Below are 25,228 nucleotides of genomic sequence, written 5' to 3'. Positions count from 1 at the left end.
CTAGCGCACCACTGGCGAAGGCGCGAAACTGCTCATCGCGCCAAGGAAGGGTTTGTGAAGAGGCGAAGCATATGAGCCACGTTTGCTGGTCGAGAGCCCAAGCGATACCAAGGCTTCAGCCTGCTTGACGGCGGCGGCTACGCCATCGACAACAGGCACGCCGTAGATCGCCTGCAGATCACGAGCAAGATCGGTCATGCCGGCACAGCCAAGCACGATTGCCTCAGCGCCATCTTCCGACAATGCCCGTTCGATCTCGGAACGAAGCTTGCCGATGGCACCCGATGCGGGATTTTCAAGCTCTAGAACAGGGATATCCGACGCGCGAACCTTCGCTCGTCCACCCATGCCATAGCGGTGTAGGAGATTGTCGATCAATACACGCGAGCGCTCCAGCGTCGTCACCACGGTAAACCGTTGAGCGAGAAAACCAGCCGTCGCGACGGCGGATTCGCAGAGGCCGAGTACCGGGACATCGCTGAAACTACGCGCCGCCTCTAGGCCAGTGTCGTCGAAGCAAGCAACAACGGCGGCATCGTAGCCCTCGGCCTGCCGCAACTTGAGTTCATTGAGGAGACCTGGGACGGCAAGCGCGCCGTCATAATGTCCCTCGATCGAGGCCGGGCCCATGCGGGATGTCGCGGCGGTGATTTCGGTTCCGGCGGCCGCCACCGCGCGGGCGGCGATGGCCGCCTTTTCCGTCATGGAGACCGTGGTATTGGGATTAACGATGAGAATGCGCATGAAGATCAGACTGTCTTTGACTGCCGGCCGCGCAGCATCGTCATGATGCCGAGAGCGACGAGGATGATGGTGAAGGAGAAGAGCGTCGTCACGGTGCCGAGGGCATAAAGCACCGGTGTCGTGACATTGGTCGTCATGCCGTAGATTTCGAGCGGCAGCGTGTTGAAGGTGCCTGACGTCATCAGCGTGCGAGCAAATTCGTCGTAGGACAGCGTGAAGCCGAAGAGACCGACGCCGATCAGGCTCGGAGCGATCATCGGCAGCACGACATAGCGGAAGGTCTGCCAGGGCGTCGCACCGAGATCGCGCGCTGCCTCCTCATAGGCTGGAGAGAAGCGGTTGAAGATCGCGAACATGATCAGCACGCCGAAGGGCAACGTCCAAGTGAGATGCGCGCCGAAGGCCGAGGAATACCAGGCGGGCGCCAGACCGCTCTGCTGGAAGACGACGCCGATGCCGAGCGAGACGATGATCGACGGCACGACGAGGCTTGCAACCGTCGCGTAGAACAGCACCGAGGAGCCGCGAAAGCGGCGGCGGAAGGCCAAACCCGCGAGAAGCGACACGACGACAGTCACCACCATGACCATCAGGCCGAGGATCAGCGAGCGCTGGAAAGAGGCTCCAAAATCACCGACCGCCTGCTTTTGGAAGAGGTTGACGAACCAGTGCAGCGACACCCCATTGAGCGGGAAGGTCAGGCCGCCGTCCGGCCCCTGGAAGGAAAGGATCAAGATCGCCGACAGCGGCCCGTAGAGGAAGAGAACGAAGACGACGAAAAAGACCGCCAGCACATAGAATTCGAGGGTGCGCTTTTCGTGGTTCATCTCAAAGCTCCTTGCGGATGTCGACGACGCGCAGGATGGCAGCGACCATCAAGAGCACGACGACCAGCAGAACCACTGCATTGGCGGCCGCGGCCGGATATTGCAGCAGCGACATCTGGTTCTTCATCATCAACGCCACCGAGGCGCTCTGGCCCCCGGACATGACTTGGACGGTGGAAAAATCCGCCATAACCAGCGTCAGCACGAAGATCGAGCCGATCGCGATGCCGGGCTTTGCCAGCGGGATCACCACGTTCCAGAGCACCTGCCAGCCGCTGGCGCCTGCGTCCCGCGCGGCCTCGAACAGCGAACGGTCGATGCGCATCAGCGTGTTGAAGATCGGCGTCACCATGAAGAGCGTATAAAGATGCACCATGGCGAGCACGACGGCGAAATCGGAATAGAGCAGCCACTCGATCGGCTGCGGCACGATGCCTGACGAAACCAGCGCCGAATTGACGAGGCCGTTGCGGCCGAGCACCGGGATCCAGGAGATCATACGGATGATGTTAGACGTCATGAAGGGCACGGTGCAGACGAGAAACAGGATCATCTGCGTCGAGGTGCGCCGGACATGGAAGGCCAGGAAGTAGGCGACCCAGAAGCCGATGAAGAGCGTCAGCCCCCAGACGATGGCGGCGAATTTCAGCGTGTTGAGATAGGTCTTCCACGTCACCCAGGACCCCAGCGTGTCCGTGTAATTCATGGAGAGGAAAGCCGGATAGATGCCGGCGAAGTCATAGTCCCAGAAGCTGACGACCGCGATCATCAGGATCGGCAGGATGAAGAAGAAGCCGAGGATTACGATCAGCGGCATCGCCTGCAGATAGGAAATCGCCCATGGCGCGAGACGGAACGGGCGGCTGCGCGCCGCCGCCGCCGATACGGTCTGCTCTGAAGCGATCGTGGCCATGTTCTGATCCTTTCATTCTCTCGGGATGCGAGGAGGGATCGGTTAAGACCCCTCCCCAGCCCTCCCCACAAGGGGGAGGGAGTTTTCTTGCCGCTCCACCTCTTGACCACTCCCGCTTGTGGGGAGGGCTGGCGAGGGGAAAGCGGCAAGCGCTGACCTGCCTTACGCCGCGATGAACTCGTTCCAGCGGCGGACCATGTAGCGGTCTTCGTCCATGACCGAGTTCCAGCAGGCGATGTGGCCGATGCGGTCCTGGAAGGAGCCGCCGTCGCGAACGGCGCCGGCCTTTTCCATCACCTTGCCTTCGGGCGACATGATATCGCCCTGTGCCGGCTTGCCTTCCATCCAGTAGCCCCACTCGTCGGCGGTCATGAAACCCTTCGCCGTGTCGAGGCAGGCCGAATAGTAGCCCTGGCGGTTGAGGTAGGCGCCGACCCAGCCCGATGTGTACCAGTTGATATATTCATAGGCCGCGTCGAGCTGCGCGCCGGACAGGTGCTTGGCGAGGCCGAGACCGCCGCCCCAGGCGCGGTAGCCTTCCTTGAGCGGCTGGAAGGTGCAGGCGATGCCCTTGGAGCGGACGGCGGCGACGGCCGGCGACCACATGGACTGGATGACGACTTCGCCCGAGGCCATCAGGTTGACGGATTCATCGAAGCTCTTCCAGAAGGCGCGGAACTGGCCGTCGCCCTTGGTCTTGATCAGGAATTCGATCGTCTTGTCGATCTCTTCCTTCGTCATGTTGCCCTTGTCGGCATATTTCATCTTGCCTGACGCTTCCATGATCATGGCGGCGTCCATGATGCCGATCGACGGCACGTTGATGATCGCCGTCTTGCCCTTGAACTTCGGATCGAGGATATCGGCCCAGCTGGTGATTTCGCGGCCGGTCAGGTCAGGACGGATGCCGAGCGTGTCGGCATTGTAGATCGTCGGCATCATGGTGAACCACTGGGTCGGTTCCTTGGCGAACTTCCTCGAATCCTGGCTCTCGACGAAACCGACCGTATGCGGCGCCGTGCCCTGCGCGATCGTGGAGTCGGGCGTCAGCTTGCCGGTCGTGAAGATCGGCACGACCTTGTCGAAATATTTCAGCTTCTTGACGTCCATCGGCTGCAAAACGCCAGCTGGGAAGACCTTCTTGCAGATCCAGTATTCGATGTCGGCGATATCATAGCTGTTCGGCTGGGTCACCGCGCGCTGGGCGGCGGCGTCGGAATCGGTCGCCGTCATTTCCAGCGTGATGCCGAGGTCGGCTTTGCACTTGTCGGCGATGGCATTGATGTTCGAAACGCCGGTGCCGAACTGGCGGAGCGTGATATTGGACTGCGCCCAGATCGTCGGGAAACCGGTGATCAGGCCGGAGCCTGCGGCAGCGCCGATCGCGGCAGCGCCGGTTTTCAGCAACTTGCGGCGGGAAATTCCCGCTTCCGTGCCGGTCGTCGTCTTCTTGTCATTTGTCATGTCAGTTCCCCTTTTTTGGTGTTGAGATTCATGCACGGCCTAGAAGAACGGCGTCCTCCAGTGCCCAACGCAAAGGCACCGCGTCGCCGACCGACACAGGTTTGGCGAAGTAATCACTGTCATTCGCAATGACCGTGAAGTCGTCGCTGCCCGCGCCGACGACGGTGATCTTCACCGAAGCGCCGCGATATTCGATGTTGGAGATGACGCCATTCATGCCGAGCGTCTTGTCGAAGGCAGCCTCGAGACGGACACGATCAGTGCGGATGCCGATATCGACGTTCTCGCCGACCTGCTTGCCATCACCACGCACGGAGAAGGCCTGTCCCTCAGGCACCTCAAGCGTCGTGAGGCCATTTTGGGAGGACACGACACGACCGGACAGTACGTTGTGATCGCCCATGAAACGCGCGACGAAAGCAGTCGCCGGCTCTTCGAACACCTTGCGCGGCGTTGCAGCCTGCTCGATCTTGCCGTCATTCATAATGACGATCAGATCGGCGAGCGCCATCGCCTCTTCCTGGCTGTGCGTCACATGTACGAAGGTGATGCCGAGCGACTTTTGAAGCTTCTTGAGCTCGGCGCGCATGCGGATCTTGAGAAAGGGATCAAGCGCCGACAGCGGTTCATCCAGCAATAGGGCCTCCGGATCGGTGATTAGAGCCCGTGCCAGCGCCACACGCTGCTGTTGACCACCCGACAGCTGCGCCGGCCGCCGGGTTGCATAGGCGTCCATCTGCATCAGCTTCAGCATTTCCAACGCCTTGGCACGACGCTCGGCTTTCTCGACGCCCTTCATCTTCAGGCTGAAGGCGACATTCTCGATAAGGTCGAGATGCGGAAACAGCGCGTAGGACTGGAACATCATTGCAGTGTCGCGCTTGGCCGGCGGAAAATCGGTAACGACGGTGTTGCCAAGCCTGATATCGCCGGAGGAAATGCTCTCGTGGCCGGCGATCATGCGTAGCGTAGAGGTTTTTCCGCAGCCCGAAGGCCCAAGGAAGCAGCAGTAGGATCCGGCTGGAATCTTCAGACTGATGGAATGGACCGCCGTAGTGGCTCCATAGACCTTGGAAACGGATACGATATCGATCTCTGCGGCTTTCGACATTGTCTTCCCCTGTTTGAGAAGAACAATGCATCTTCCGTGCCAGTTTCTATTGCGGCGCAACAAGTCATTTAAAATCAATTTCTTGATGGAGAATTTTCGCAATTATCCAAAATTGAGGCAACATACGTCCTTGCACACGAATTAGGCTATCGTCTGCAATTAAGGCAATATTTCGTATACAATCCTTCATCATATTGAGCGCAAATTTCATTTAACTTTCGAGAGAAACAGGGATATATTTCCGGTCAAAAGGTACCTGATTTCATGAAATTCGCGCCGAGCGCCCTCCAGACAGCAGACGACTCAGCCGATACGGGCACGCGACAGATCCGCGACGCGCTTCGCGATGCCATCGTGGAGCGTCGATTGTCGCCTGGAACGAAACTGTCCGAAAGCGATGTCGGTAACCTCTTCAATGTCAGCCGCACGCTGGTTCGAGCCGCCCTGCAGGCCCTTTCCTACGAAGGGTTGGTAAGTGTCGAGAAGAATCGCGGTGCGTTCGTGGCCTACCCTTCTCCCGAGGAAGCACGCCAGATCTTCGCCGCGCGCCGCCTCGTGGAGCCCGGAATTCTGCGGGAGGCGGCCACCAGAATTACGCCGTCGCAGATCTGGCAGCTGAGACATCTGTTGCTTGAGGAAGGCCGTTTGATGGGCGAGCGGGGCCAGACGGCCCGCCGTGCCGAGATCAAGGCATCCGGCGATTTTCATCTCACCCTTGCAGCGATATCCGGCAACGTCATCATGCAGCGTTTCATGGATGAACTCGTTGCCCGCTCTTCGCTGGTGATCGCACTTTACGGCCAATCGACAATTTCGAGCTGTGGCCACTCCGAGCACGGCGACATTGTAGCGGCGATTGAGCGAAATGATCTGGATGAGGCTTGTCGGCTGATGCTGCATCACATTGCGCACATCGAGGCCGATCTAGATTTGCGCGAACGCAGGGGTTTCAATCTCAAGGAAGCCCTGGAATTATGAACCTGCGCGAATGTTGGTCAGCGGCATATCAGGCCTTGGCCGGGATCGCGAATTGGAGCGGAATAAGGCCGTAACCAAACAGCTTTCTCTGGCGTATGACCGCTGCTTTTCCGAGGCGCGTCTTGCCTGCCAGGCTTTGTTTGTTCTCAACACACCGCTCTGTATTTGATTGTCTTGTCGCCTCGCAGCGACTTGCTAAGCTGTCGACTTGCCCTTGCGCTTCCAAGAGCTGCATTGGCGGGTGGAGGTTACTCATGCAGGAACAGGTCGTGAGCGTTGCAAGCTACGGCGCCGAGCCCGGTTTGCGTTTTGCCGTGCTCCTTGACGGAAACGGCGGCTGTCGCACCCTCGATATGGAAGCCGTATGCCGGTGGAGGCCGGCTGACGGCGTCGTCTGGCTGCATTTCGAGCGGGATCACGCGGCTGCTGCCGAATGGGTCACAACGAGAGGCGGCTTTGATCCGCTGGTCGCTGACGCCTTGCTCGAGGAAGAAACGCGCCCACGTGTCGAAAGCATCGATGACGGGCTGCTGATTATTCTTCGCGGTGTTTGCGCCGCGCCCCCGGAGGAAGTGGAGGCTGGGCCTGCCGAAATCGATCTCGTTCCTCTTCATATATGGGCCGACGAGAGCAGGCTGGTGACCCTGCGCGATAGCGGCCACTACATAACTGCATTGCGCGACATCCGACTTGCCCTGGACAAGGGCAAGGGGCCCAGACAGACAGGGGAATTGCTCGCTCTCGTCAGCGAAAAACTGGTACGAGATCTTGAGCCGGTGCTCGACACAATGGACGAAGAGGTCGACGAACTCGACGAGTTGATCTTTCACGGCGAGGCCAGCGAAGTGCGCGAGCGGCTGAAACAGCTTCGCCGCCGCTCTGTTCAGCTTCGGCGCTATCTTGCTCCTCAGCGCGACGCCTTGAACCGTATCGAACATGACGACGCGCCGTGGCTAAAGGAGCGTGACAAGTTGCGGTTCCGCGAGGTCATCGACAAGCTGATGCGCTTCATCGAATATCTCGACGCCATCCGCGACCGTACCGGAATTCTTCATGACGACCTGTCCACGGTCATCAGCGAGCGGATTGCCCGCAATTCGAACCGCCTCGCCGCGCTCGCCGCCCTGCTTCTCCCGCCGAGCGTGGTGGCGGGTCTTTTCGGCATGAATGTCGGCGGTATCCCCGGTGTCAACGACACCTGGGCGTTCATTATAATCGTTGCCTTCGTCGCGATCACATCGGTTGCAACGCTGATGATCCTCAAGCGGATCAACTGGCTTTGAAAGCCCGAAGCGACCATGGAAAATTCGTCTTCAATGGCGACCAATTCATCAAAATGGTCTACGCCTGCCTTTAATCAAACTGAACGCATAAAAGAGGAAACCCATGGTCGAACATCCTGCAGGCATAGTGGAACTGGAGAGCGCCCACGACTTTTCCACGACCCTGAAACGGCTTGGCGATGCATTCGAGAAAGCCAACTTGAAGATATTTGCGCGCATCGATCACAGCGGCGCAGCCGAACAGGTGGGCCTGACAATGCCGCGGACCATTGTTCTGATTTACGGCAGTCCGCAATCGGGCACGCCCGTGATGTTGGAAACGCCAGCGGCAGCACTGGATCTCCCGCTCCGAGTCCTGGTGCGTGAAGACACAAGCGGAAAGACCATCGTTGCCTTTCATCCTGCCGCCGCAATCACAAACGCGGTAGTGCTGACCAGTGAACAACTGGCGCGGTTTTCTAAAGCGGAGACTGTGATCGCGAGCGCGATCAAGCCAGATCAATAGCCGTAAATCTCCAGGTGCTAACCGGCGTTGGCACAAATTCTCCCAAGCGATGTAGCATAAGAAGGAAGCTGTCATGGCCCCAATCGGTCCGACTGTATAGCTCAGCTGAACCGGCGAATTGTTTCAAACAGCCGATCACAGGCCAGAGCGAGATTCTTCGTCGGTGAAGTCGCGACCCCCAGCAGAAGCCCGGACTCGGCGTTGTCACTCGAGACGTACCAGGCCGAAAGCGGTGAGGGAGACATGCCGAACATCGAGGCTTCACGTACGATCGCTAGATCAGGCGTTCCCGTCGGTAATTTCAGCAACACGGCCAGGCCTGGTGCAGCGACGCGACCGACCCCGACAGACGCCTGAAGACAATCCAGCAGCGCCTGCCGTTTGGCGGCATAGGCGCGCTTGGTGCGTCGGAGATGGCGCATATAGTGCCCCTCATGCATAAACTCCGCGGTTGCAAGTTGCACCGCGGGACCTGGTGGCGGCGCAAGGCACGCTGCTGTCTCGCCAAACCGAGAGATCAATTCGACCGGCGCGACCAGAAAGCCAAGCCGAACAGTCGGGCTGATCGTCTTGCTGAACGAGCCTATGTGGATGACCCGTTCGTCCCGGTCGAGCGAGGCTAGCGCCGGCGCCGCCCTGCCGGCCAGCTGCAATTCGCTCAGATAATCGTCCTCGATAACCCAAACCTCGTTCGCGGCGGCCCATTCGAGCAGACGAAGGCGCCGCTCCAACGACAAGGTAGGGCCAAGCGGCGCCTGCTGCCCTGGCGTCACGACAACGAGCTTTGCGTCAGGATGGTGGTGCAGGCCGTAGTCGATATCGATGCCCTCGGCATCAACCGGGATCGGAGACAGCGACAAGCGCGCGAGCTCAAGTCCTTTCCTGGACCACGGAAAGCCCGGATTCTCTACCCATGCGGTATGCCCCTCCAGACCTAGAACGCTGAGCGCAAGGCCCAGTCCCGCGCCGAATCCTCCGGTGATGAAGACCTGCGAAGGCAAGCAGTTGATGCCGCGGGAAACGGCAAGATAGCCGGCTATTTCCCGCCGCAACTCGAGCTCGCCGCGCGCATCCGGATAGAGCGGCGGAGCACTCGCCTCGGCACGGACCGCATGCGCACGAATTCGCGCAAACAAGGTTGCAGGAAAGGTCTCGGTCGCCGGCACGCCCATCTGGAAGAGCGCAGGTCCCTGGATCATTTCCCGATAGGCTTCCATGAACGAGCCCGCCTCCGGCTGCGGCTCGCTTTTGACGAGGGACCGAGGGCGTTGGGCGACACGCGTGCCGGTTGCCCGCGAGGCTTCGATCAACTGCGCCGCCGCCAGCTTCTCGTATGCGTTCCGCACGGTGCCACGCGCGACGCCGAGTTGGGCGGCGAGATCCTGCCATGAAGGCAGGCGCGCACCGGGTTCCAGCACTCCGCCTTCAATCGCCGCAGCTATGCCCTTGCGGATCTGCTCTGCCAGAGGAATATTTACGGTGCGGTCGAGCTTCAGATTCAGCGGCTTTTTCATCGCGCCCTGGTACATGATTTCTTCGCATTCTTGGTACTTTTTTCTAGCCTGAAAAGTCACATCTTGAGGCCATCAGAAAGAGAGGACCCCATGAACATCCGTACCATCGTCGCCACCGCCTGCATCGTCGGCGCCCTCGCGATTGCCGGATCCGCCTTGGCGCATGACAGCCAGGCCGAAACGGTCACCCCCAAATTCAATCAAGCTATTCCGAACATTCCCGGCAAGTCTCTTGTCGCCGTCGAAGTCGAATACGCTCCGGGCGCGGCCTCCCCGCCGCATACACATGCGAAGTCCGCCTTCATCTATGCCTATGTGATCTCGGGCGAAATCGAGTCCAGGGTGAATGACGGAAAGACCCGCATCTACAAGGCCGGCGAAAGCTGGTCCGAACCGCCGAATGCGAGCCATACAATCAGCCGCAACGCAAGCAAGAGCAAACCGGCGAAGCTTCTCGCGGTCTTCGTCGTCGATTCCGACGACAAGGTACTCACCACCCCCATCAAATGAAACCGAAGAACCAACGCGATGACGAAAAGGCTTAATAGCAGCCAGATCGCTAAAGGAGTTTTTTCAGATGACCGACATCGAAAACGAAAAGAACATCAACGGCTCGTCCGATATGATGATGACTGCATACACCGTGCACGAATTCGGGCCACCAGAAGTTATTCGCGCCGAAGCGCTGGAAAAGCCTCGCCCTGGGCAGAATGAAGTCCTGGTCAAGGTCTATGCGGCAGGTGTTGGCCCATGGGATGGCTGGATTCGATCGGGCAAGAGCGCGCTGCCCCAGCCGCTCCCCCTGACTTTGGGATCGGATTTATCCGGGGTCGTCGAGGCAGTCGGGCCGGGCGTATTACACGTCAAGCCTGGTGACGCGATATATGGCGTCACCAATCCACGGTTCATCGGAGCCTATGCGGACTATGCGATCGCCGCAGCCGACATGGTCGCGCAGAAGCCGGCCTCGATCGACCATGCCGAAGCGGTATCCGTGCCGGTCATTGCAGTGACCGCGCTCCAGGCACTCTTCCAGCATGGCAAACTGAAGGCCGGCGACACCGTGCTCATCCATGGAGGCGCGGGCAGCGTCGGCGCATATGCAATCCAGTTCGCCCGGAAGGCAAAGCTGAATGTAATTGCGACCGCTGTCGGCGATGACAAGGAGCGAGTTAAGGCACTGGGAGCCGACAAGGTAATCGACTACAAACGCGACCGTTTCGAAGACATGCTGAGCGGCGTAGATGTCGTCATCGATCTGGTCGGAGGCGATACGCAGACGAAATCCTTCGGCGTGTTGAAGCGAGGCGGACGGCTGGTTTCAGCAGTGTCGCAGCCTGATCAGGACCTTGCCAAGCAGTTCGGCGTCGAGGCCTTCTTCTTCCTTGTTGCCGTCAACACCGCCGAGCTTCAGGAGATCGGCGCAGCGATCGACAGCGGCGAACTTCTTCAAAATGTCGGCCTCGTGCTTCCTATCACCGATGCTGTCAAAGCGCACCGGATGCTCGAGGGCGAGCTTCCGCGTCCGAAAGGCAAGATCGTCCTTAGGGTACGGGACTGAGATTATCGCCGGGCGGACGTCACTGCCGCCCGGCGCGTCTGCCAGCTCGTTCGGCTACCCTCCAGCACCTTTAGCAATGTCGCTCATCCGGGCTTGCAGTCATCGACTTGCAAAGTGCAATCGGTCGCCCTATAGTAACTTTCATCATGAAAGTTGTGTGGTGCCCTCATGCAGAATAAGAGCTTCAAATCCATGCCGTGCCCCGTGGCACAAAGTCTGGACCGCATCGGCGAGTGGTGGAGCATCCTCATTCTTCGCGACGCGATGCGCGGCGTTTCACGATTTGACGAGTTCCAAAAGAGCCTGGGTATTGGTACCGCCACGCTGACGCGGCGGCTCGACAGCCTCGTGGAGGCCGGCCTGCTTGAAAAGCGACCATATCAGGAGCGACCGCCGCGTTTCGAATATGTGCTGACGGCGTGCGGCGAGGACTTCCGCCCCGTGCTCTGGTCGCTGATCGCCTGGGGCAACAGGCATTTCGCCCCGGAAGGGCCGAGCCTCGTGATTGTCGACACCGAGACCGGGGCCTGGGCAGACCCCATACTCGTCGACCGGGAAACGAGGGAGCCCATCGCAAGGCCGAAATATGCCGTGGCGGCCGGGCCGAGCGCTCGCGAGCCACTGCCTTCGCGCTATCGCCTGAAATCCGAAGGCCCGGGATCCGCGCTGATCCAAATCCCTCCCGTCATCAATTAATCGCATAGGCACGGAGATCACGGCCATGAATCAGGTCGTCAGTGAAGCAGACATCAAGCAGGGCGCAGTCTCCCTTAAGCAGAAGCGGAGCCTGAAGAAGCCGGTTGCACTGCTGGCGGGGATCGCGATCGTCGCGGCCGCCGGCTGGTACGCCAATTATTGGTGGCAGACAGGCCGCTGGCAGCAGACGACCGACGATGCCTATGTCGGCGGCAACACCACGGCGCTTTCGCCACGCGTTTCCGGTCATGTGCAGGAAGTTCTCGTCGAGGACAACCAGCTGGTAAAGGCCGGTCAGTTGCTGGTCCGGCTTGATCCAAGCACCTACAAGACCGCACTGGACCGCGCGGAGGCGCAGGTGCATCAGCAGCAGGCGAGCCTCGATAATCTTCATGCGCAGCTGACACTACAGGCCTCCCTCGTCAAGCAAGCCGATGCGGACCTCGCCGCCAAGAAGGCGGCGGCCGAGTTCGCCGGCATCGACGCCGAGCGGTATCGCAATCTCGCAAACCAGAGCACCGGCACGGAACAGAACGCCCAGAAGGCGCTTATGGCCGACGCACAGGCGAAGGCGGCCGTCGAGGCTTCCGATGCGGGACTGACAGCGGCGCGCCAGCAGATCGATGTCCTGGGTACGCAGATCGAGCAGGCCGAATCCACCCTCCAAGGCGCACGACTTGATGTCGAGACGGCGCGCCTCAACCTGAGCTACACGGAAATCCGTTCACCGGTCGACGGTTACGTCGGAAACCGCGCCGCGCAGATCGGTGCCTATGTCTCCGATGGCAGCTATCTCCTCAGCGTAATCCCGGCCAAGGGATTGTGGGTCGACGCAAACTTCAAGGAAGACCAGCTCGGCGTGATCAAAGTCGGCCAGACGGTCGATGTCACAACCGATATCTATCCCGGTCATCCCCTGCAGGGCCGCGTCAGCAGCATTGCCCCGGCGACCGGCGCGACCTTCAGCGTCATCCCGCCGGAAAACGCAACCGGCAACTTCACAAAGATCGTCCAGCGCGTACCCGTTCGCATCGCCTTGAATGATGACGTTTCGCAGGCTCGGGCACTGCGTCCGGGCCTGTCGACGACGGTCACGGTCGATACGCACCCCTGATAGGAGCCGGTCGTGACAACAGCCACCGCATCGGCGTCCGCTCCGGCTGAAACCAGCTGGGTCCGGAGCCTCCTGCCCTTCGTGGTGATGTGCTTCGGCATGTTCATCGCGCTCCTCGACATCCAGATCGTCGCCTCCTCGCTGCAGGATATCGGGGGCGGTCTATCGGCATCGCAAGACGAGATCAGCTGGGTGCAGACGGCCTATCTGATCGCAGAGATCTGCGTCATCCCGCTCTCCGGCTGGCTGACCCGCGTCTTCTCGACACGTTGGCTCTTCACCATATCGGCAGCCGGTTTCACGCTCAGCAGCATGTTGTGCGGGATAGCCTGGAACATCGAGAGCATGATCATGTTCCGGGCACTGCAGGGCCTGCTCGGCGCCTCGATGATCCCGACGGTCTTCACCTCGTCCTTCCATTATTTCCAGGGACCGAAGCGCGTCTATTCAGCCGCCGTCATCGGAACGATCGCCTCGGTCGCGCCGACCCTTGGACCCGTCATCGGCGGCTGGATCACCGATACCTGGAACTGGCATTGGCTGTTTTATGTCAATATTGTCCCCGGCCTTATCATCACGATATTGGTGCCGCTCCTGGTCAAGATCGATGAGCCTGACCTGAAGCTTCTAAAGGACGCCGATTATCCCGGCATCATCCTGATGGCGATTTCGCTCGGCACGCTCGAATACGTGCTGGAAGAAGGTACGCGCGCCAACTGGTTCGATGACAGCACGATCCGCAACACAACCGCCATCGCAGCCGTCGCCGGCGTACTGTTCTTCATCCGCAGCTTGACCTTTTCGCGGCCTGTCGTCGACCTCAGGGCCTTCGGCAATCGCAACTTTGCAATCGGTTGCGTGCTGTCCTTCATCACAGGCATCGGCATCTTCTCGACGATCTATCTGACGCCCCTCTTCCTCGGCTATGTCCGCGGCTTCGATGCATGGCAAACCGGCGTTGCCGTCTTCTCGACGGGCGCGGCTTCGACGCTCGGTGTCCCGGCCTATATATTCCTTGCCAAGCGCTTCGATACGCGCTGGCTGATGATGTTTGGTCTGGCATCCTTCGGCGCTGCCATGTGGGGCTTCAGCTACATCACCCATGACTGGGGCGGTGACGAGCTCTTCTGGCCGCAGGTCTTTCGTGGCTTTCCGCAGGTTTTCGCGGTTGCCCCGGCCGTTACTCTCGGGCTCGGAAGCCTGCCGCCGGAGCGGCTGAAATATGCAAGCGGGCTCTTCAACATGATGCGCAATCTCGGTGGCGCCGTCGGCATTGCCGTCTGCGCAGCGATCATCAACGATCGCACCAACATGCATTTCACCGCGATCGCCTCCAATCTGACCCCCACAAATGGGGCGATGCAACGTCTGGTCGGCGGCGTGGCCAGCCGCTATGGCGAAATGCCGGGCAGCCTGGATGACGGCCATGTCGCCGCGCTGAAGCAGCTCTTCAAGCTCGCCTATCGCGAAGCATCGACCATGGCCTATGCCGATGCCTTCGAGGTCATCATGGTCGCTTTCGTCATTGCGACAGCTCTCGTTCCCCTGATGAAAAACGTCACCCCGCCAAAAGGCGCGTCCCAACCCAGCGGGCATTGACGAATCGAGAAAAGGTGGGCGGCGGCGGAAGGTCAAACGCCGCGATCTTTTCGTCTTTGCGGACAAGTGCTCGATTGGTTCGGTTTGACGCATAGCGCCTCTATCAACAAACCGTGATGAGCTCTCCGAGGCCGCGTCCGTCGATCGAGATGAGGTCGATGTCGACGAGATCATTTGAGATTCAAATGTGCGGCATCTGTCGCGAATCCGGGCAAAAAAGGCCTCTCTCGGCGGGAGATGCAGAGGCCAATTCTCCGTTAGCGATCAAACATTACCTGTTTGTGTGATCCGCTGCGGCATGACAGCCGATGGCATCGGGACAGTTAGACTAATACTAATAATTGACGGTCAGAGATCGACGTCTATATTTCATTTCCAACGATAATTATGAATGTTTTCATCAGGTTATCTGGCTGGTGCACAGGCGCGCGATTACCGCTCGTTTGCGCTCGACCTTTGATGGTTGCAGGGCTAGGAGTTCTAAGTGAGATTGAAACGCATCATCCTCGGGCTGGTGGGAATCGCCGTCATCGCCGGCGCAGGCGCTTTTGCCTTCGCCTGGAAACCTGCGATCGCGCCGATTTCTCCGCCTGAGCGGGCATCCTTCGATCAGGCCTTGATCGACAAGGGCGCGATGCTGGCCGCGGTCGGCAACTGTACAGCCTGTCATACGAAACCCGGAGGGCATTCATTCTCCGGCGGCTTTGCCCTCCCCACGCCTTTCGGCACCATCTATTCGAGCAATATTACGCCGGATCCGGAAACCGGTATCGGCACCTGGTCGGAAGCAGCGTTCAACCGCGCGATGCGCGAGGGCGTGAGCCGCGACGGAAAGCATCTTTATCCCGCCTTCCCGTTCGATCACTTCACGCTGGTCTCTGATGAAGACAACCAGGCGCTCTACGCCTTCCTCATGACGCGCAACCCCGTCAAGGAAAGCCCGTCGGCAAACGAACTGCCATTCCCGCTGAATGTGCGCCTTGTCCTTGCGGGCTGGAAGGCGCTGTTCTTCCGCGAAGGCGCCTATCAGAAGGTTGCCTCGCAGAGCGACGAATGGAACCGCGGCGCCTATCTCGTCAACGGCCTCGGCCATTGCGGCGCATGTCATACGCCCCGCAATGCCCTCGGCGCCGAATCCGGCAGCGCACATCTGGCGGGCGGTGAGGCTGAAGGCTGGTCGGCTTTTGCGCTCGATTCCACTACGTCTGCTCCGGTTCCGTGGGATCACGATTCGCTTTATGCCTATCTGCGCCAGGGCTGGCACCCGGATCACGGCGTTGCAAACGGGCCAATGGGAGAAGTGACCGGCAATCTCGGCCTGCTGCCCGATTCCGACATCAGCGCCATCGCGACCTATGTCGCTGCATCGATGGGTCAGCCCTCTGCCGACAGGGCAAAGAGGGGCGAAGAAATACGCAAAAGCGTGGCGGACAAGGTGGTGCTGGCAAGCGCGCCTGCGGTACCGGCCGCCGACACGCCTGCCGGACGCGGGGCGGCGATCTACTCGGCCGCCTGCGCCGTCTGTCACGACGGCAGCCGTCCCCTGCCCTTTGGCGGCATCGATTTTCACCTGAGTTCGGCCATCAATGCGCCGAATGCGCAAAATACCGTCAACACCGTGCTTTTCGGCCTGCCTGCGGCAAGCGGGCGTCAGAGCGCGATCATGCCCGGTTTTGCCAATACGATGAACGACGATCAGGTGACGGATCTGCTCGCCTATCTGCGTGAGAATTTTGCCGGCAAACCGGCCTGGACGGACGTCGCAAAACGTTCGGCCGATACGAGAAACGGAAAATACCAGGTCAGCGTCCGGCCTTCTGACGGAATCGAACGCGGTCCCGACAATATAGGAGCGCAGGATAAATGATGAAGCTCAATGTCAATGGCGCCTCGCATGAGGTCGAATCCGACCCATCCACCCCGCTGCTCTACGTGCTGCGCAACGATCTCAAGCTGAATGCCGCAAAGTTCGGCTGCGGGCTCGGTCAATGCGGTGCTTGCACGGTCATGGTCGACGGTGTGGCGACGTTTTCGTGCCTGACCCCTATCATGTTGCTGGAGGGTCGCCAGATCAAGACGGTCGAAGGTCTTGGGACCATCGACAATCCGAGTCCGATGCAGAAGGCCTTCATCGAAGAGCAGTCGGCCCAGTGCGGCTATTGCATCGCCGGCATGATGATGCGCGCGCAGGCCTTGCTGGAGGCCAAGCCGGATGCCACCGACAGCGACATCCGCACTGCACTCGAGCCAAATCTCTGCCGCTGCGGCACCCATATGCGCATCCTGCGCTCCGTCCAGCGTGCGCGGGAGCTGATGAAGTCGGCTTCCGCAACCCCGGTTTCGGCCGGTTGAGGAGGACATCATGAACGCCCCGACTTTTGACATCACCCGCCGCGGTTTTCTGGCCGGCTCCGGCGCTCTCGTGGTCAGCTTCACCATCCCGCCCGAAGTCCAGGCCCAGGAAGGCGAAGTGCCGACAACGCCGAAGCCGGTAGCACCCAAGCTGCAGGGAAGCCTTGCCGACACGCCGGCTCTCGACGCCTGGATCAGGGTCGACAAGGACGGATCGATAACGGTCTTCACTGGCAAGGCCGAGCTCGGACAGGGCACCAAGACCTCCATCCGGCAGATTGCCGCCGAGGAGCTGGAGGTCGAGCCCCCAGTCATCAATCTGATCACCGCCGACACCGCGGTTACGCCGAACGAAGGCTACACTGCCGGCAGCCAGACGATCCAGAACAGCGGCACGGCCATCCGCTACGCCAGCGCCCAGGTGAGGCAGATCCTCATCCGGAATGCCAGCACCAAGCTTGGCATTCCGGCCGATCAGTTGAAGGCGGAGAATGGCAAGGTAACGGGTCCGAGCGGTGCGTCCGTCGGCTACGGCGATCTCGTCGTGGACCAGATGCTGCATATCGACGCCGATCCCGCCATCAAGATCAAGCAGCCGGGCAGCTACCATGCCATCGGCAAGCCTTTCGCCCGCGTCGATATTCCGGCCAAGGTAACCGGCGGGGAAGCCTATGTGCAGGACATGCGACCGGAGGATATGGTCCATGCTCGCGTCGTTCGCCCGCCGAGCTATTACGCCAAGCTGATCGACCTGGACGAGGCGCCGATCAAGGCGATGCCCGGCGTCATCGCCATCGTGCGGGACGGCGATTTTCTTGCCGTCGTTGCCGAGCAGGAGTTCCAGGCCGTGAAGGCGATGCGCGCCATGAATGCATCCGCGCGCTGGCAGGAGCAGGCAGCACTCCCGGATCAGGACAAGATTCCCGCGTTTCTGGAAGCCAATGTCACCGAGGTCGGCGTGGTGACTTCCGTCGGGGCCGAATCCGCCGATGGCATCAAGACTTTGAGCGCACAGTTCACGCGCGCCTATCAGATGCACGGCTCCATCGGTCCATCCGCGGCCGTTGCCATTTTCGACAATGACCAGATGACCGTGTGGACGCATACGCAAGGCGTCTATCCTGACCGGATCGCCATTGCGCAGATGCTGGGCATGCCGCAGGAAAAGGTGCGCTGCATCCATACCGAGGGATCGGGCTGTTACGGCCACAATGGTGCCGACGATGCGGCAGGCGACGCGGCGCTCATCGCGAAGGCGCTCCCCGGCCGGCACGTCCGCGTGCAGTGGATGCGCGATCAGGAGCATCTCTGGGAACCCTATGGCCCCGGCATGCTGACGCGCGCCAACGCGACCCTCGACGCTAAGGGCAATATCGTCAACTGGCACTATGATCTGTGGAGCAACAATCACGGCACGCGTCCGGGATCAGCTGGATCGCTGCTGGCAGGTCGCCTGATGGCGCAGCATTTTCCGCCCGATCCGGCGAAGCTGCAAATATCCCCGCTCGGAAATGGCGATCGCAATGCCATCCCGCTCTATGATGTTCCGAACCAGCGCGTGAACTGGCATTTCGTTCCGGATATGCCGGTTCGCGTCTCCGCATTGCGCGGCCTTGGCGCCTACTGCAACATCTTCTCGATCGAGAGCTTCATGGACGAGCTCGCCGAGGCAGCCGGCGCGGATCGCGTGGAGTTCCGTCTCAGGCATATGAAGGATCCGCGCGGCCGGAAGGTCATGGAAGTGGTGGCCGACAAGTTCGGCTGGAACAATGACCCGATGCCTGCAGGCAAGGGCAGAGGCTTCGCCTTTGCGAAATACAAGAACCATGCTGCCTATCTCGCCATCGCGCTTGAAGCTGATGTCGATGCGGAAACAGGCATGATCAAGATTTCGCATGTCGTATCTGCCGTCGACTGCGGCGAAGCGGTTGCGCCCGACGCGATTATCAACCAGACGGAAGGCGGAATCCTTCAATCGCTGAGCTGGACCCTCTATGAAGCCGTCCATTTCAACAATACCCGCGTAACCAGCGCGGACTGGTCATCCTATCCGATCCTGCGCTTCAGCGCCGTGCCTGATAGCGTGGAGGTCCATGTCGTCGACAATCCCGGCGCGCCCTACCTCGGCGTGGCGGAGGCAGCACAAGGACCGACGGGCGGTGCGATCGCCAATGCCGTCAAGCACGCCACGGGCAAGCGCATTTACGATCTGCCCTACACGCGGGAAAGGGTGAAGGCGACGCTTGGCGCCTGAGCACAGTGTAGCTCGGAACGCTTATTGCAGCGTCCAGATCCTGGCGCGGGGCATCGCTATCTTATGCCCCATGCCTGGTCGTTATGTCGGATGCCCATGAGGCCGGCGCGGGGCCGGCCCCTGCACCGGACCAGATTTATTCCATTGCCGGCGCCAGCTCTTCGCCCTTTGCAGCCTTGTTCGGCGCCGTGTCGGCGGCGCGTACCAGCGCATAGGTCAGCAGCCCGAAAAACGCAGCGGCGATCGCCGCGATCAGGCTTGCATCGCCGAAGCCACCCGCAAAGGCATTTTGTGCCGCGGCGCGGATTGATTCTCGCGCCGGCTCTCCAAGCATGCCGATGACCCCGCCCAAATCGCCCGATGCGACACGCCTTGCGGCCTGAGCAAGAAGGTTGGAATCCAGTCCGCTGACCGCGTCAGCCGAAACGAACCGCGTATTGACGCCATGCGAGAGCACAGCCCCGAGCCCCGCAAAGCCGAACAGCAGGCCGACAAATCGCGTGGTCGCGGAGATGCCGGATGCCATACCGGCGCGCTGCGGCGGAACAGCACCCTGCATCACTTTCGCCGTCTCGCTGTTCAGCAGTCCCGCTCCGGCACCGGCGACCACCATGGCGGCGGCAAACAGCGGGTACGATACGCCCCCTTCTGCAAAGATATAAAGGAGCAGATCGCCAAGTGTTGTAACCGAAAGGCCGAGCGTCAGTAGCGTGCGTCCCGAATATTGCGACGCAAGACCCGCGCCGAAACGAGGCGTCAGGAACATCGGCAGCGCGAAGGGCAGCATGGCCAGGCCGGCTATCGCAGGCTTAAGTCCATAGGAGTTCTGCAGGAAGAGCGGCAGAAAGAAGATCAGGACCTGCGCCCCGATAGCATATCCAAGCATGGCGAAGGCTGATCCGAGAAACGTCGGCTGGCGGAATAGGCCGAAATCGATCATCGGCCGCTCTTCCTTCGTCTGGATCCAATAGAATGCAGCCAAGAGTACGAACGCGCCCACGAGCCGAAGCAGGATCGCGCTGCTGGACCAGCCCAGATTGTTCCCGTCGATCGAGGCCCAGATCAAGAGAAAGAGACCCGCACTAAACGTGACGATCCCGGGAAAATCGAGCTTCTTGGCTTCGTGGTCGCTGGATTCCTCGACCACAAGGTAGGTCGCAATGATGAGCGCCGCGCAGATCGGCAAATTGATCAGGAACGCCCAGCGCCAACCGAAAAAGTCGGTGATGACGCCACCGATAATTGGTCCGCTGGTGATCGCAATTCCGAGGCAGGCGCCCCAGAATGCGTAGGCCCTCGCTCGCTCCGGGCCGGCAAAGGTGTGGTTTATGACGGCCAGAGACGCCGTGAGAAGAAGGCTTGCGCCGACGCCCTGAACTGCCCTGGCAAGGTTCAGCACAAGCGCAGATGTCGCCAATCCGCAAAATGCCGACGAGATCGTAAATATGGCCAGACCGGCGAGCATGGCCAGTTTTCGACCGTGCCGGTCCGCATATGAGCCCGCCGCAAGGAGGAGAGCGGCAAAGGCAAGCACGTAGGCGCTCACGACCCATTCGATTTCGGTGAAGGTCGCGCCAAGCGTCTTCGCAATCGATGGCAACGAAACCGCGACGATGTTCGAGTCGAGCATGATCAGCGACGAAGCCAAACCTGCCGACACCAGCACGAGAAATTTTCTTCTTTCTTCCGCCTTGGTCCCGGGAGTTGCAGTCTGTCTTTGCATTGTTGCCTCTAACTTTGGTTTGACCACGATGAAGCCCTGGCCCGTTCTCATGGGCCTTCAGGCCATGTCAGGGTTGATCTTCGCGAAAGGCTTGTGCGGTTCGGTTCGTTGAACCGTTTCCCCCGCGCTCCGGGTGATTGAAACTCATTTTGAAAATTCACTGGCTGCCCATATGTAGCGATCGCTATATTTTGAGGCCAGGGCCGCGTCAAGATTTTTCTTTAGTGACCGATACAATTGAATTTGTTTGAAGGGATGAAAGGTCAGAGGCCCCGCCGGTCGCTGGCGGACCTTACGCGAACGATCGGCTTCCGTCGCAATGCGAGACGGCAGCCGATCGCCCGGCCCGTCGATCAGGCCGACAGGAACTTGATCAGAAGGTCGGTCGTTTCGGTGGGATTCTCCTCCGGAAAAAAGTGGCCACCCTTCATTGCCTGACCCTCGACATGATCTGCCCACTTGCGCCAGATGCCGAGAGGGCCGCCGTCCTTCTGATAGAAAACATCAAGGGGGCCGCCAGCACCCCAGAGATGGAGAACCGGACAGGCGATACGCCGCAACGCTTCCTGGTCTTTTTTGTCATGCTCGATATCGATCGAAGCAGCGGCGCGAAATTCCTCGCAAACCGCGTGTGTCCGGGCGGTATCGTGATAGGTCGACGTATATTCCGCCCTGACATCGGGACCGAATGAGCCCGCACCAAATGTATTGTCGAAGATGGCTTCGGGATCACCGGCGAGATATCTCTCGGGAAGGGGCGCCTTCTGTGCGAGCAGCGTCCATGGCCAATATGCCAAAGCGAATCTTGCATCGGCGTGACCCCATCCCTCGGAAATCGGAATGGCGTCGAAAACCGCCAGCCGACGTACTTTCTCGGCGTGGTCGAGTGTGAGGCGATAGGCGACGCGGGCACCGCGGTCGTGACCGACGAGATCGAATTTCGAGAAGCCGAGTTTGTCCATCACCTCGACAAGCTCGTCGCCCATTGCCCTCTTCGAATAGGCGTAATGGTCGTCGGTCGAGGCCGGCACGCCGCTGCGCCCGTAACCGCGAAGGTCGACGCAGATCACCGTGTGGCTTTTGGCGAGAACAGGCGCCATGAAGCGCCACATCAGGCTGCTCCGGGGAAAACCGTGCACCAGGAGAAGCGGCGAGCCACTTCCGTAACGGCGAACGAAAATCGTGTTGTCCTTGGTCTTGACTTCAACGGGCTCGAAGTCGGTCGGACCTGCTGCTGGCGTTGCCTGGCTCGACTGGGCTGAAACCGGATTTGCCAGGATTGCCGATGCTAAGACCGTGCCGGACGCGGCGGTAATGGCGCGCAGGACGGTGCGGCGGTCGAGGTCTGTCTTTCCTGTCATTTCTGAGATCTCCTGATGAATATTGCAGGGTGAATTTGAATTCTGGCTTGCGAAACAGGGAAGCGATGCGTCGAAGGAATCGCTTCCAGTTGCCTGACATGTCGCTGACGCTGTCGGCCGCGTCAGGGGTGATGGCGGCAGCCCGAGCCAGGGATCGAGGAAAATCTTTTGTTTTTATTGTCTTGCGGATTCGGCTTGATGGCGAGCCGTTGGGCGATGTTGAGGCACCCGGAAACAGGTTTCCGGGGGCCTTCCTGACTATCAGAGCGACGGATACAGGTTGCGAACCGGGCTGACCGACTCCAGGCGGGCGGCTGCGTCGAACATCGTCGACTCCGCATACCAGGCGGACGAGAGTTGCACGCCGATCGGCAGGCCGTTGCTGCTGGTACCGAACCGCAGGGTCATCGCCGGCAGGCCGGTCAGGCTAAAGGGCGAGGTCCCGTTCATGACCTGGAAGGGCGACCAGGCCTTTCCGTCCACGATCACGTCGTCCAGGCCGTGCTTTGTAGCCGGGAACGGCGTGACAGGCGCAAGCAGCACGTCGTAGCGCTGGAAGTAGCTGGCGAATTCGTCGCGCAGACGCTCAACCGTCTGCTCGTGGGCGACGAAGTCTTCGATCGGCGTGTCGGCACCATCGAGAACCAGTCTGGCATGACGAAACACCTTATCCTCATGACCGGCAACGGCCTTCGCGAAATTGGGTTTAGCTTCCATCTGATGAAGCTGCCACAGGACGGTGACGGTATCGGTGTCGCGCAGGAGCGGCAGATCGACCTCCTCTACCTCGGCCCCGATGCCCGCCAGTGCCTGCGCCGCGGCCTTTACGGTTGCCGCGACTTCGGGATCGATCGGCCCGAAGAAACCATTGTCGGCGATCCAGCCCACGCGCAGCGGACGGATCTGAAGTGCTCCGAGATCGACAGTCGGCGGGACGGTCGAGAAGCCGTCGGCACCATCGGGACCGGCGATGATCGAATAGGCCAGTGCCACGTCACGCACGCTGCGCGCCATCGGGCCGATGTGCCAGAGGCGGCGGGGTGCGCGCGGCCAGTGACCGGTCAACGGTACGCGGCCATGCGTTGCCTTGAGACCGACGATGCCGGTGTGGGCGGCCGGACCGCGGGTCGAGATCGACAGATCGCTGCCGATACCGAGCGGGGACATGCCGGCTGCGATCGCGGCCGACTCGCCGCCGCTCGAACCGCCCGGAGTGTAGTCGAGATTCCAGGGGTTGTTGGTCTGGCCGGTCAGAAGGTTGTCGGTCTCGATGGAGGTGGCGAACTCCGGCGGATTGGTCTTGGCGATAAGGATGCCTCCGGCAGCCTTGACGCGGGCAACCGCGGTGGCGTCGGTGTCGGGCACACGTCCCCTAAAGATCGGCGAGCCGCGCTGGGTGAGAACACCGGCTGTATCGATGCTGTCTTTAACGGTGAAGGGAACGCCGTGGAGAGCGCCGAGCGTCTCGCCGGCCATGACGGCTGCTTCGGCCTTCTTGGCGGATACCAGTGCCCCGTCAGCCATCGTGACAATAGCGTTGACCTTGGGATTCACCGCCTCGATACGATCGAGATGTGCCTTGACGACCTCGACGGGCGAGACCTGCTTAGTGCGGATGAGCTCGGCCAGCTTTGTGGCGTCCGTGTAATAGAGTTTATCTTGTTGCATTTCTCTTCTCCTTTGCCTAACTAACGTTAGTTAGATCACGCTAGAAGCAAACTTTCCCTTGGTCAACCCCCTTTTTTCGATTAACTGGGAAGGATCAGAAAGGCCTTGAAATGAGCTCGAATGCGCGTGAAGACATCCTTGCGGCCGCGAAAAGGTCGGCCCAGGCCCATGGCTATGGCGGCCTCAGCATGCGCGATCTGGCAGCTGAAGTCGGCATAAAGGCTGCCAGTCTCTACTATCATTTTCCGAGCAAGGCCGACTTGGCGTCAGCAGTCGCCAAGCGATACTGGGAGGACGCGGCAGCCGATCTCGAAAAGATCTGGGACGAATATCCTGATCCGGTCGAGCGACTGCTCTTCTTCCCGGAGACCTTTCGACGGGCGCTCGAAAACGGGAACCGTATGTGCCTGTGCAGTTTTATGGGTGCCGAGTTTGACGACCTGCCGGAAACGGTGAAAAAGGAAGTGCAGATCTTCGCCGACGTCAATGTGGCGTGGTTGAAGAAGGCACTGATCGCGACTGGAGCTGTCGAGCCGGATGCGAGCGACGCGCGCGCCAAGGCCGTGTTTGCGGCTGTGGCGGGTGCCCAGCTGATGGCAAGAAGCCGGGCGGACATATCCCTCTATGACACGCTGATCGATGGCTACCGGGCGGCGGGACTTCTGCCGGCCTGAATTTGCTCAGGGTACGGAGAGGCGCCGCAACCGCGCGATTCCGCTTCGATATCGAGGCTGGGATCGCGGATCAGACGATTTGAATAAACCGGCGCGGAGACGACAATATGCCTCCCTGAAGGACACAATCGTGCCTTCCGATCGGTAATCAAGATGAGTTTACGATTTGCCCCGGCAAGGGGCGCCGTTTCGGAAGGCATGATGCTCCGAAACGGCAAAGCGGGAGGCTTCGCGCCCGTCAGACCCGCTCGAGCGCGATGGCGATGCCCTGGCCGACGCCGATGCACATGGTCGACAGCGAATAGCGGCCACCGGTTTCCTTGAGTTCCAGAGCAGCCGTGCCGGTGATCCGAGCGCCGGACATGCCAAGCGGATGACCGAGCGCGATGGCGCCGCCGTTGCGATTGACGCGGGCATCGTCATCGGCAATCCCGAGTTCGCGCAGAACCGCGAGGCCCTGCGAGGCGAAGGCCTCGTTGAGTTCGATGACGTCGAACTGCTCCTGGGTCATTCCGAGCCTAGCCATCAGCTTGCGTGATGCCGGGATCGGGCCGATGCCCATGATCCGCGGCGGAACGCCTGCGGCAGCGCCGCCAAGGATACGGGCGATCGGCGTCAGGCCATACTTCTTAGCCGCAGCTTCAGACGCGACGATCAAGGCGGCCGCGCCATCGTTGACGCCGGAAGCGTTGCCTGCCGTGACGGTTCCACCTTCCTTCTTGAAGGGGGTGCCGAGCTTGGCCAGCGCTTCCATCGTCGTCGCACGCGGATGCTCATCCTTGCCGACAACAATGGGATCGCCCTTGCGCTGCGGGATGGTGACAGGAGTGATCTCCTTCGCCAGCCGTCCGCTTTCCTGGGAGGCTGCTGCCTTCGCCTGGCTGCGC

At 60.4% G+C, this 25,228-nt stretch carries 22 protein-coding genes; 12 read left to right on the top strand and 10 right to left on the bottom strand.

What is annotated here, in order from left to right; all coding sequences use genetic code 11:
- The 5 genes from DTW90_RS20085 to DTW90_RS20065 form a co-directional block, all read right to left on the bottom strand.
- Positions 1 to 744 carry an aspartate/glutamate racemase family protein gene (locus DTW90_RS20085; protein WP_149340499.1) on the bottom strand — a complete coding sequence of 248 codons (744 nt, stop codon included), beginning with the start codon at positions 742 to 744 and terminating at the stop codon, positions 1 to 3.
- Positions 745 to 749: 5 nt separating this feature from the next.
- Positions 750 to 1,571, bottom strand: coding sequence for an ABC transporter permease (locus tag DTW90_RS20080; protein ID WP_149340497.1), 822 nt, complete (start codon positions 1,569 to 1,571; stop codon positions 750 to 752).
- Between the two features lies 1 nt (position 1,572).
- Positions 1,573 to 2,484 carry an ABC transporter permease gene (locus tag DTW90_RS20075; RefSeq protein ID WP_149340495.1) on the bottom strand — a complete coding sequence of 304 codons (912 nt, stop codon included), beginning with the start codon at positions 2,482 to 2,484 and terminating at the stop codon, positions 1,573 to 1,575.
- Between the two features lie 162 nt (positions 2,485 to 2,646).
- On the bottom strand, positions 2,647 to 3,948 hold the full coding sequence (locus tag DTW90_RS20070; RefSeq protein ID WP_149340493.1) for a PotD/PotF family extracellular solute-binding protein: 1,302 nt from the start codon (positions 3,946 to 3,948) through the stop codon (positions 2,647 to 2,649).
- Positions 3,949 to 3,976: 28 nt separating this feature from the next.
- Positions 3,977 to 5,059: an ABC transporter ATP-binding protein gene (locus DTW90_RS20065; protein ID WP_132523659.1), complete on the bottom strand. Its 1,083-nt coding sequence runs from the start codon at positions 5,057 to 5,059 to the stop codon at positions 3,977 to 3,979.
- A 264-nt stretch (positions 5,060 to 5,323) separates the two neighbouring features.
- Between DTW90_RS20065 and DTW90_RS20060 the strand changes: the two genes are divergently transcribed.
- From DTW90_RS20060 to DTW90_RS20050, 3 genes are all read left to right on the top strand, one after another.
- Positions 5,324 to 6,037: a GntR family transcriptional regulator gene (locus tag DTW90_RS20060; protein WP_149340491.1), complete on the top strand. Its 714-nt coding sequence runs from the start codon at positions 5,324 to 5,326 to the stop codon at positions 6,035 to 6,037.
- A 254-nt stretch (positions 6,038 to 6,291) separates the two neighbouring features.
- Positions 6,292 to 7,320, top strand: a complete 1,029-nt coding sequence (locus DTW90_RS20055) for a zinc transporter ZntB (RefSeq protein ID WP_149340489.1) — start codon at positions 6,292 to 6,294, stop codon at positions 7,318 to 7,320.
- A gap of 103 nt (positions 7,321 to 7,423) precedes the next feature.
- The gene (locus DTW90_RS20050) at positions 7,424 to 7,825 is read left to right on the top strand and encodes a DUF302 domain-containing protein (RefSeq protein ID WP_132523662.1); all 402 of its coding nucleotides are present in this window, start codon (positions 7,424 to 7,426) and stop codon (positions 7,823 to 7,825) included.
- 101 nt (positions 7,826 to 7,926) lie between these two features.
- Here DTW90_RS20050 and DTW90_RS20045 read toward each other — a convergent pair whose 3' ends face one another.
- Positions 7,927 to 9,339: a PLP-dependent aminotransferase family protein gene (locus DTW90_RS20045; RefSeq protein ID WP_132523663.1), complete on the bottom strand. Its 1,413-nt coding sequence runs from the start codon at positions 9,337 to 9,339 to the stop codon at positions 7,927 to 7,929.
- 90 nt (positions 9,340 to 9,429) lie between these two features.
- Between DTW90_RS20045 and DTW90_RS20040 the strand changes: the two genes are divergently transcribed.
- The 8 genes from DTW90_RS20040 to DTW90_RS20005 all read left to right on the top strand — a co-directional run bounded on the left by DTW90_RS20040 (position 9,430) and on the right by DTW90_RS20005 (position 18,915).
- Positions 9,430 to 9,849 carry a cupin domain-containing protein gene (locus tag DTW90_RS20040; protein WP_132523664.1) on the top strand — a complete coding sequence of 140 codons (420 nt, stop codon included), beginning with the start codon at positions 9,430 to 9,432 and terminating at the stop codon, positions 9,847 to 9,849.
- Between the two features lie 67 nt (positions 9,850 to 9,916).
- Positions 9,917 to 10,900, top strand: a complete 984-nt coding sequence (locus DTW90_RS20035; RefSeq protein WP_246664985.1) for an NADP-dependent oxidoreductase — start codon at positions 9,917 to 9,919, stop codon at positions 10,898 to 10,900.
- Positions 10,901 to 11,068: 168 nt separating this feature from the next.
- Positions 11,069 to 11,596 carry a helix-turn-helix domain-containing protein gene (locus tag DTW90_RS20030; protein ID WP_132523665.1) on the top strand — a complete coding sequence of 176 codons (528 nt, stop codon included), beginning with the start codon at positions 11,069 to 11,071 and terminating at the stop codon, positions 11,594 to 11,596.
- Between the two features lie 25 nt (positions 11,597 to 11,621).
- Positions 11,622 to 12,710, top strand: a complete 1,089-nt coding sequence (locus tag DTW90_RS20025) for an HlyD family secretion protein (protein ID WP_132523666.1) — start codon at positions 11,622 to 11,624, stop codon at positions 12,708 to 12,710.
- A gap of 12 nt (positions 12,711 to 12,722) precedes the next feature.
- On the top strand, positions 12,723 to 14,309 hold the full coding sequence (locus tag DTW90_RS20020) for a DHA2 family efflux MFS transporter permease subunit (RefSeq protein ID WP_246664984.1): 1,587 nt from the start codon (positions 12,723 to 12,725) through the stop codon (positions 14,307 to 14,309).
- Between the two features lie 484 nt (positions 14,310 to 14,793).
- The gene (locus tag DTW90_RS20015; protein ID WP_165927842.1) at positions 14,794 to 16,176 is read left to right on the top strand and encodes a c-type cytochrome; all 1,383 of its coding nucleotides are present in this window, start codon (positions 14,794 to 14,796) and stop codon (positions 16,174 to 16,176) included.
- Complete coding sequence (locus DTW90_RS20010; protein WP_149340487.1) at positions 16,173 to 16,661, top strand: (2Fe-2S)-binding protein; 489 nt, start codon at positions 16,173 to 16,175, stop codon at positions 16,659 to 16,661. Before DTW90_RS20015 ends, DTW90_RS20010 begins: the two co-directional genes overlap by 4 nt.
- Before the next feature lie 10 nt (positions 16,662 to 16,671).
- The gene (locus tag DTW90_RS20005; RefSeq protein WP_132523668.1) at positions 16,672 to 18,915 is read left to right on the top strand and encodes a molybdopterin cofactor-binding domain-containing protein; all 2,244 of its coding nucleotides are present in this window, start codon (positions 16,672 to 16,674) and stop codon (positions 18,913 to 18,915) included.
- A gap of 136 nt (positions 18,916 to 19,051) precedes the next feature.
- Here DTW90_RS20005 and DTW90_RS20000 read toward each other — a convergent pair whose 3' ends face one another.
- The 3 genes from DTW90_RS20000 to DTW90_RS19990 form a co-directional block, all read right to left on the bottom strand.
- Positions 19,052 to 20,638, bottom strand: coding sequence for an MFS transporter (locus tag DTW90_RS20000; protein ID WP_149340485.1), 1,587 nt, complete (start codon positions 20,636 to 20,638; stop codon positions 19,052 to 19,054).
- Between the two features lie 353 nt (positions 20,639 to 20,991).
- Positions 20,992 to 21,999, bottom strand: coding sequence for an alpha/beta hydrolase (locus tag DTW90_RS19995; RefSeq protein ID WP_132523670.1), 1,008 nt, complete (start codon positions 21,997 to 21,999; stop codon positions 20,992 to 20,994).
- A gap of 261 nt (positions 22,000 to 22,260) precedes the next feature.
- A complete protein-coding gene (locus tag DTW90_RS19990; protein ID WP_132523671.1) occupies positions 22,261 to 23,667 on the bottom strand; it encodes an amidase in 1,407 nt (468 codons plus the stop codon).
- 110 nt (positions 23,668 to 23,777) lie between these two features.
- Between DTW90_RS19990 and DTW90_RS19985 the strand changes: the two genes are divergently transcribed.
- A complete protein-coding gene (locus DTW90_RS19985) occupies positions 23,778 to 24,341 on the top strand; it encodes a TetR/AcrR family transcriptional regulator (RefSeq protein ID WP_132523672.1) in 564 nt (187 codons plus the stop codon).
- Between the two features lie 238 nt (positions 24,342 to 24,579).
- On the opposite strand, the gene DTW90_RS19980 is transcribed toward DTW90_RS19985, so the two are convergent.
- On the bottom strand, positions 24,580 to 25,228 hold a 649-nt coding region (locus tag DTW90_RS19980; protein WP_149340483.1), incomplete at its 5' end, for an acetyl-CoA C-acyltransferase.

Origin of the sequence: Neorhizobium sp. P12A, assembly GCF_008365395.1 — a bacterium.
In the GTDB taxonomy this organism is placed as follows: domain Bacteria; phylum Pseudomonadota; class Alphaproteobacteria; order Rhizobiales; family Rhizobiaceae; genus Rhizobium.
The sequence above is the reverse complement of the archived record's forward strand: the minus strand, read 5'-3'. Positions and strand labels throughout refer to the sequence as shown.

Coding starts and splice junctions, on each gene's coding strand:
- DTW90_RS20000 (WP_149340485.1), bottom strand. CDS start 20,638: ATGCAAAGACAGACTGCAACTCCCGGGACCAAGGCGGAAGAAAGAAGA.
- DTW90_RS20060 (WP_149340491.1), top strand. CDS start 5,324: ATGAAATTCGCGCCGAGCGCCCTCCAGACAGCAGACGACTCAGCCGAT.
- DTW90_RS20010 (WP_149340487.1), top strand. CDS start 16,173: ATGATGAAGCTCAATGTCAATGGCGCCTCGCATGAGGTCGAATCCGAC.
- DTW90_RS20070 (WP_149340493.1), bottom strand. CDS start 3,948: ATGACAAATGACAAGAAGACGACGACCGGCACGGAAGCGGGAATTTCC.
- DTW90_RS20040 (WP_132523664.1), top strand. CDS start 9,430: ATGAACATCCGTACCATCGTCGCCACCGCCTGCATCGTCGGCGCCCTC.
- DTW90_RS20025 (WP_132523666.1), top strand. CDS start 11,622: ATGAATCAGGTCGTCAGTGAAGCAGACATCAAGCAGGGCGCAGTCTCC.
- DTW90_RS19990 (WP_132523671.1), bottom strand. CDS start 23,667: ATGCAACAAGATAAACTCTATTACACGGACGCCACAAAGCTGGCCGAG.
- DTW90_RS20035 (WP_246664985.1), top strand. CDS start 9,917: ATGACCGACATCGAAAACGAAAAGAACATCAACGGCTCGTCCGATATG.
- DTW90_RS20050 (WP_132523662.1), top strand. CDS start 7,424: ATGGTCGAACATCCTGCAGGCATAGTGGAACTGGAGAGCGCCCACGAC.
- DTW90_RS20005 (WP_132523668.1), top strand. CDS start 16,672: ATGAACGCCCCGACTTTTGACATCACCCGCCGCGGTTTTCTGGCCGGC.
- DTW90_RS19995 (WP_132523670.1), bottom strand. CDS start 21,999: ATGACAGGAAAGACAGACCTCGACCGCCGCACCGTCCTGCGCGCCATT.
- DTW90_RS20085 (WP_149340499.1), bottom strand. CDS start 744: ATGCGCATTCTCATCGTTAATCCCAATACCACGGTCTCCATGACGGAA.
- DTW90_RS20030 (WP_132523665.1), top strand. CDS start 11,069: ATGCAGAATAAGAGCTTCAAATCCATGCCGTGCCCCGTGGCACAAAGT.
- DTW90_RS20075 (WP_149340495.1), bottom strand. CDS start 2,484: ATGGCCACGATCGCTTCAGAGCAGACCGTATCGGCGGCGGCGGCGCGC.
- DTW90_RS20080 (WP_149340497.1), bottom strand. CDS start 1,571: ATGAACCACGAAAAGCGCACCCTCGAATTCTATGTGCTGGCGGTCTTT.
- DTW90_RS19985 (WP_132523672.1), top strand. CDS start 23,778: ATGAGCTCGAATGCGCGTGAAGACATCCTTGCGGCCGCGAAAAGGTCG.
- DTW90_RS20065 (WP_132523659.1), bottom strand. CDS start 5,059: ATGTCGAAAGCCGCAGAGATCGATATCGTATCCGTTTCCAAGGTCTAT.
- DTW90_RS20055 (WP_149340489.1), top strand. CDS start 6,292: ATGCAGGAACAGGTCGTGAGCGTTGCAAGCTACGGCGCCGAGCCCGGT.
- DTW90_RS20045 (WP_132523663.1), bottom strand. CDS start 9,339: ATGAAAAAGCCGCTGAATCTGAAGCTCGACCGCACCGTAAATATTCCT.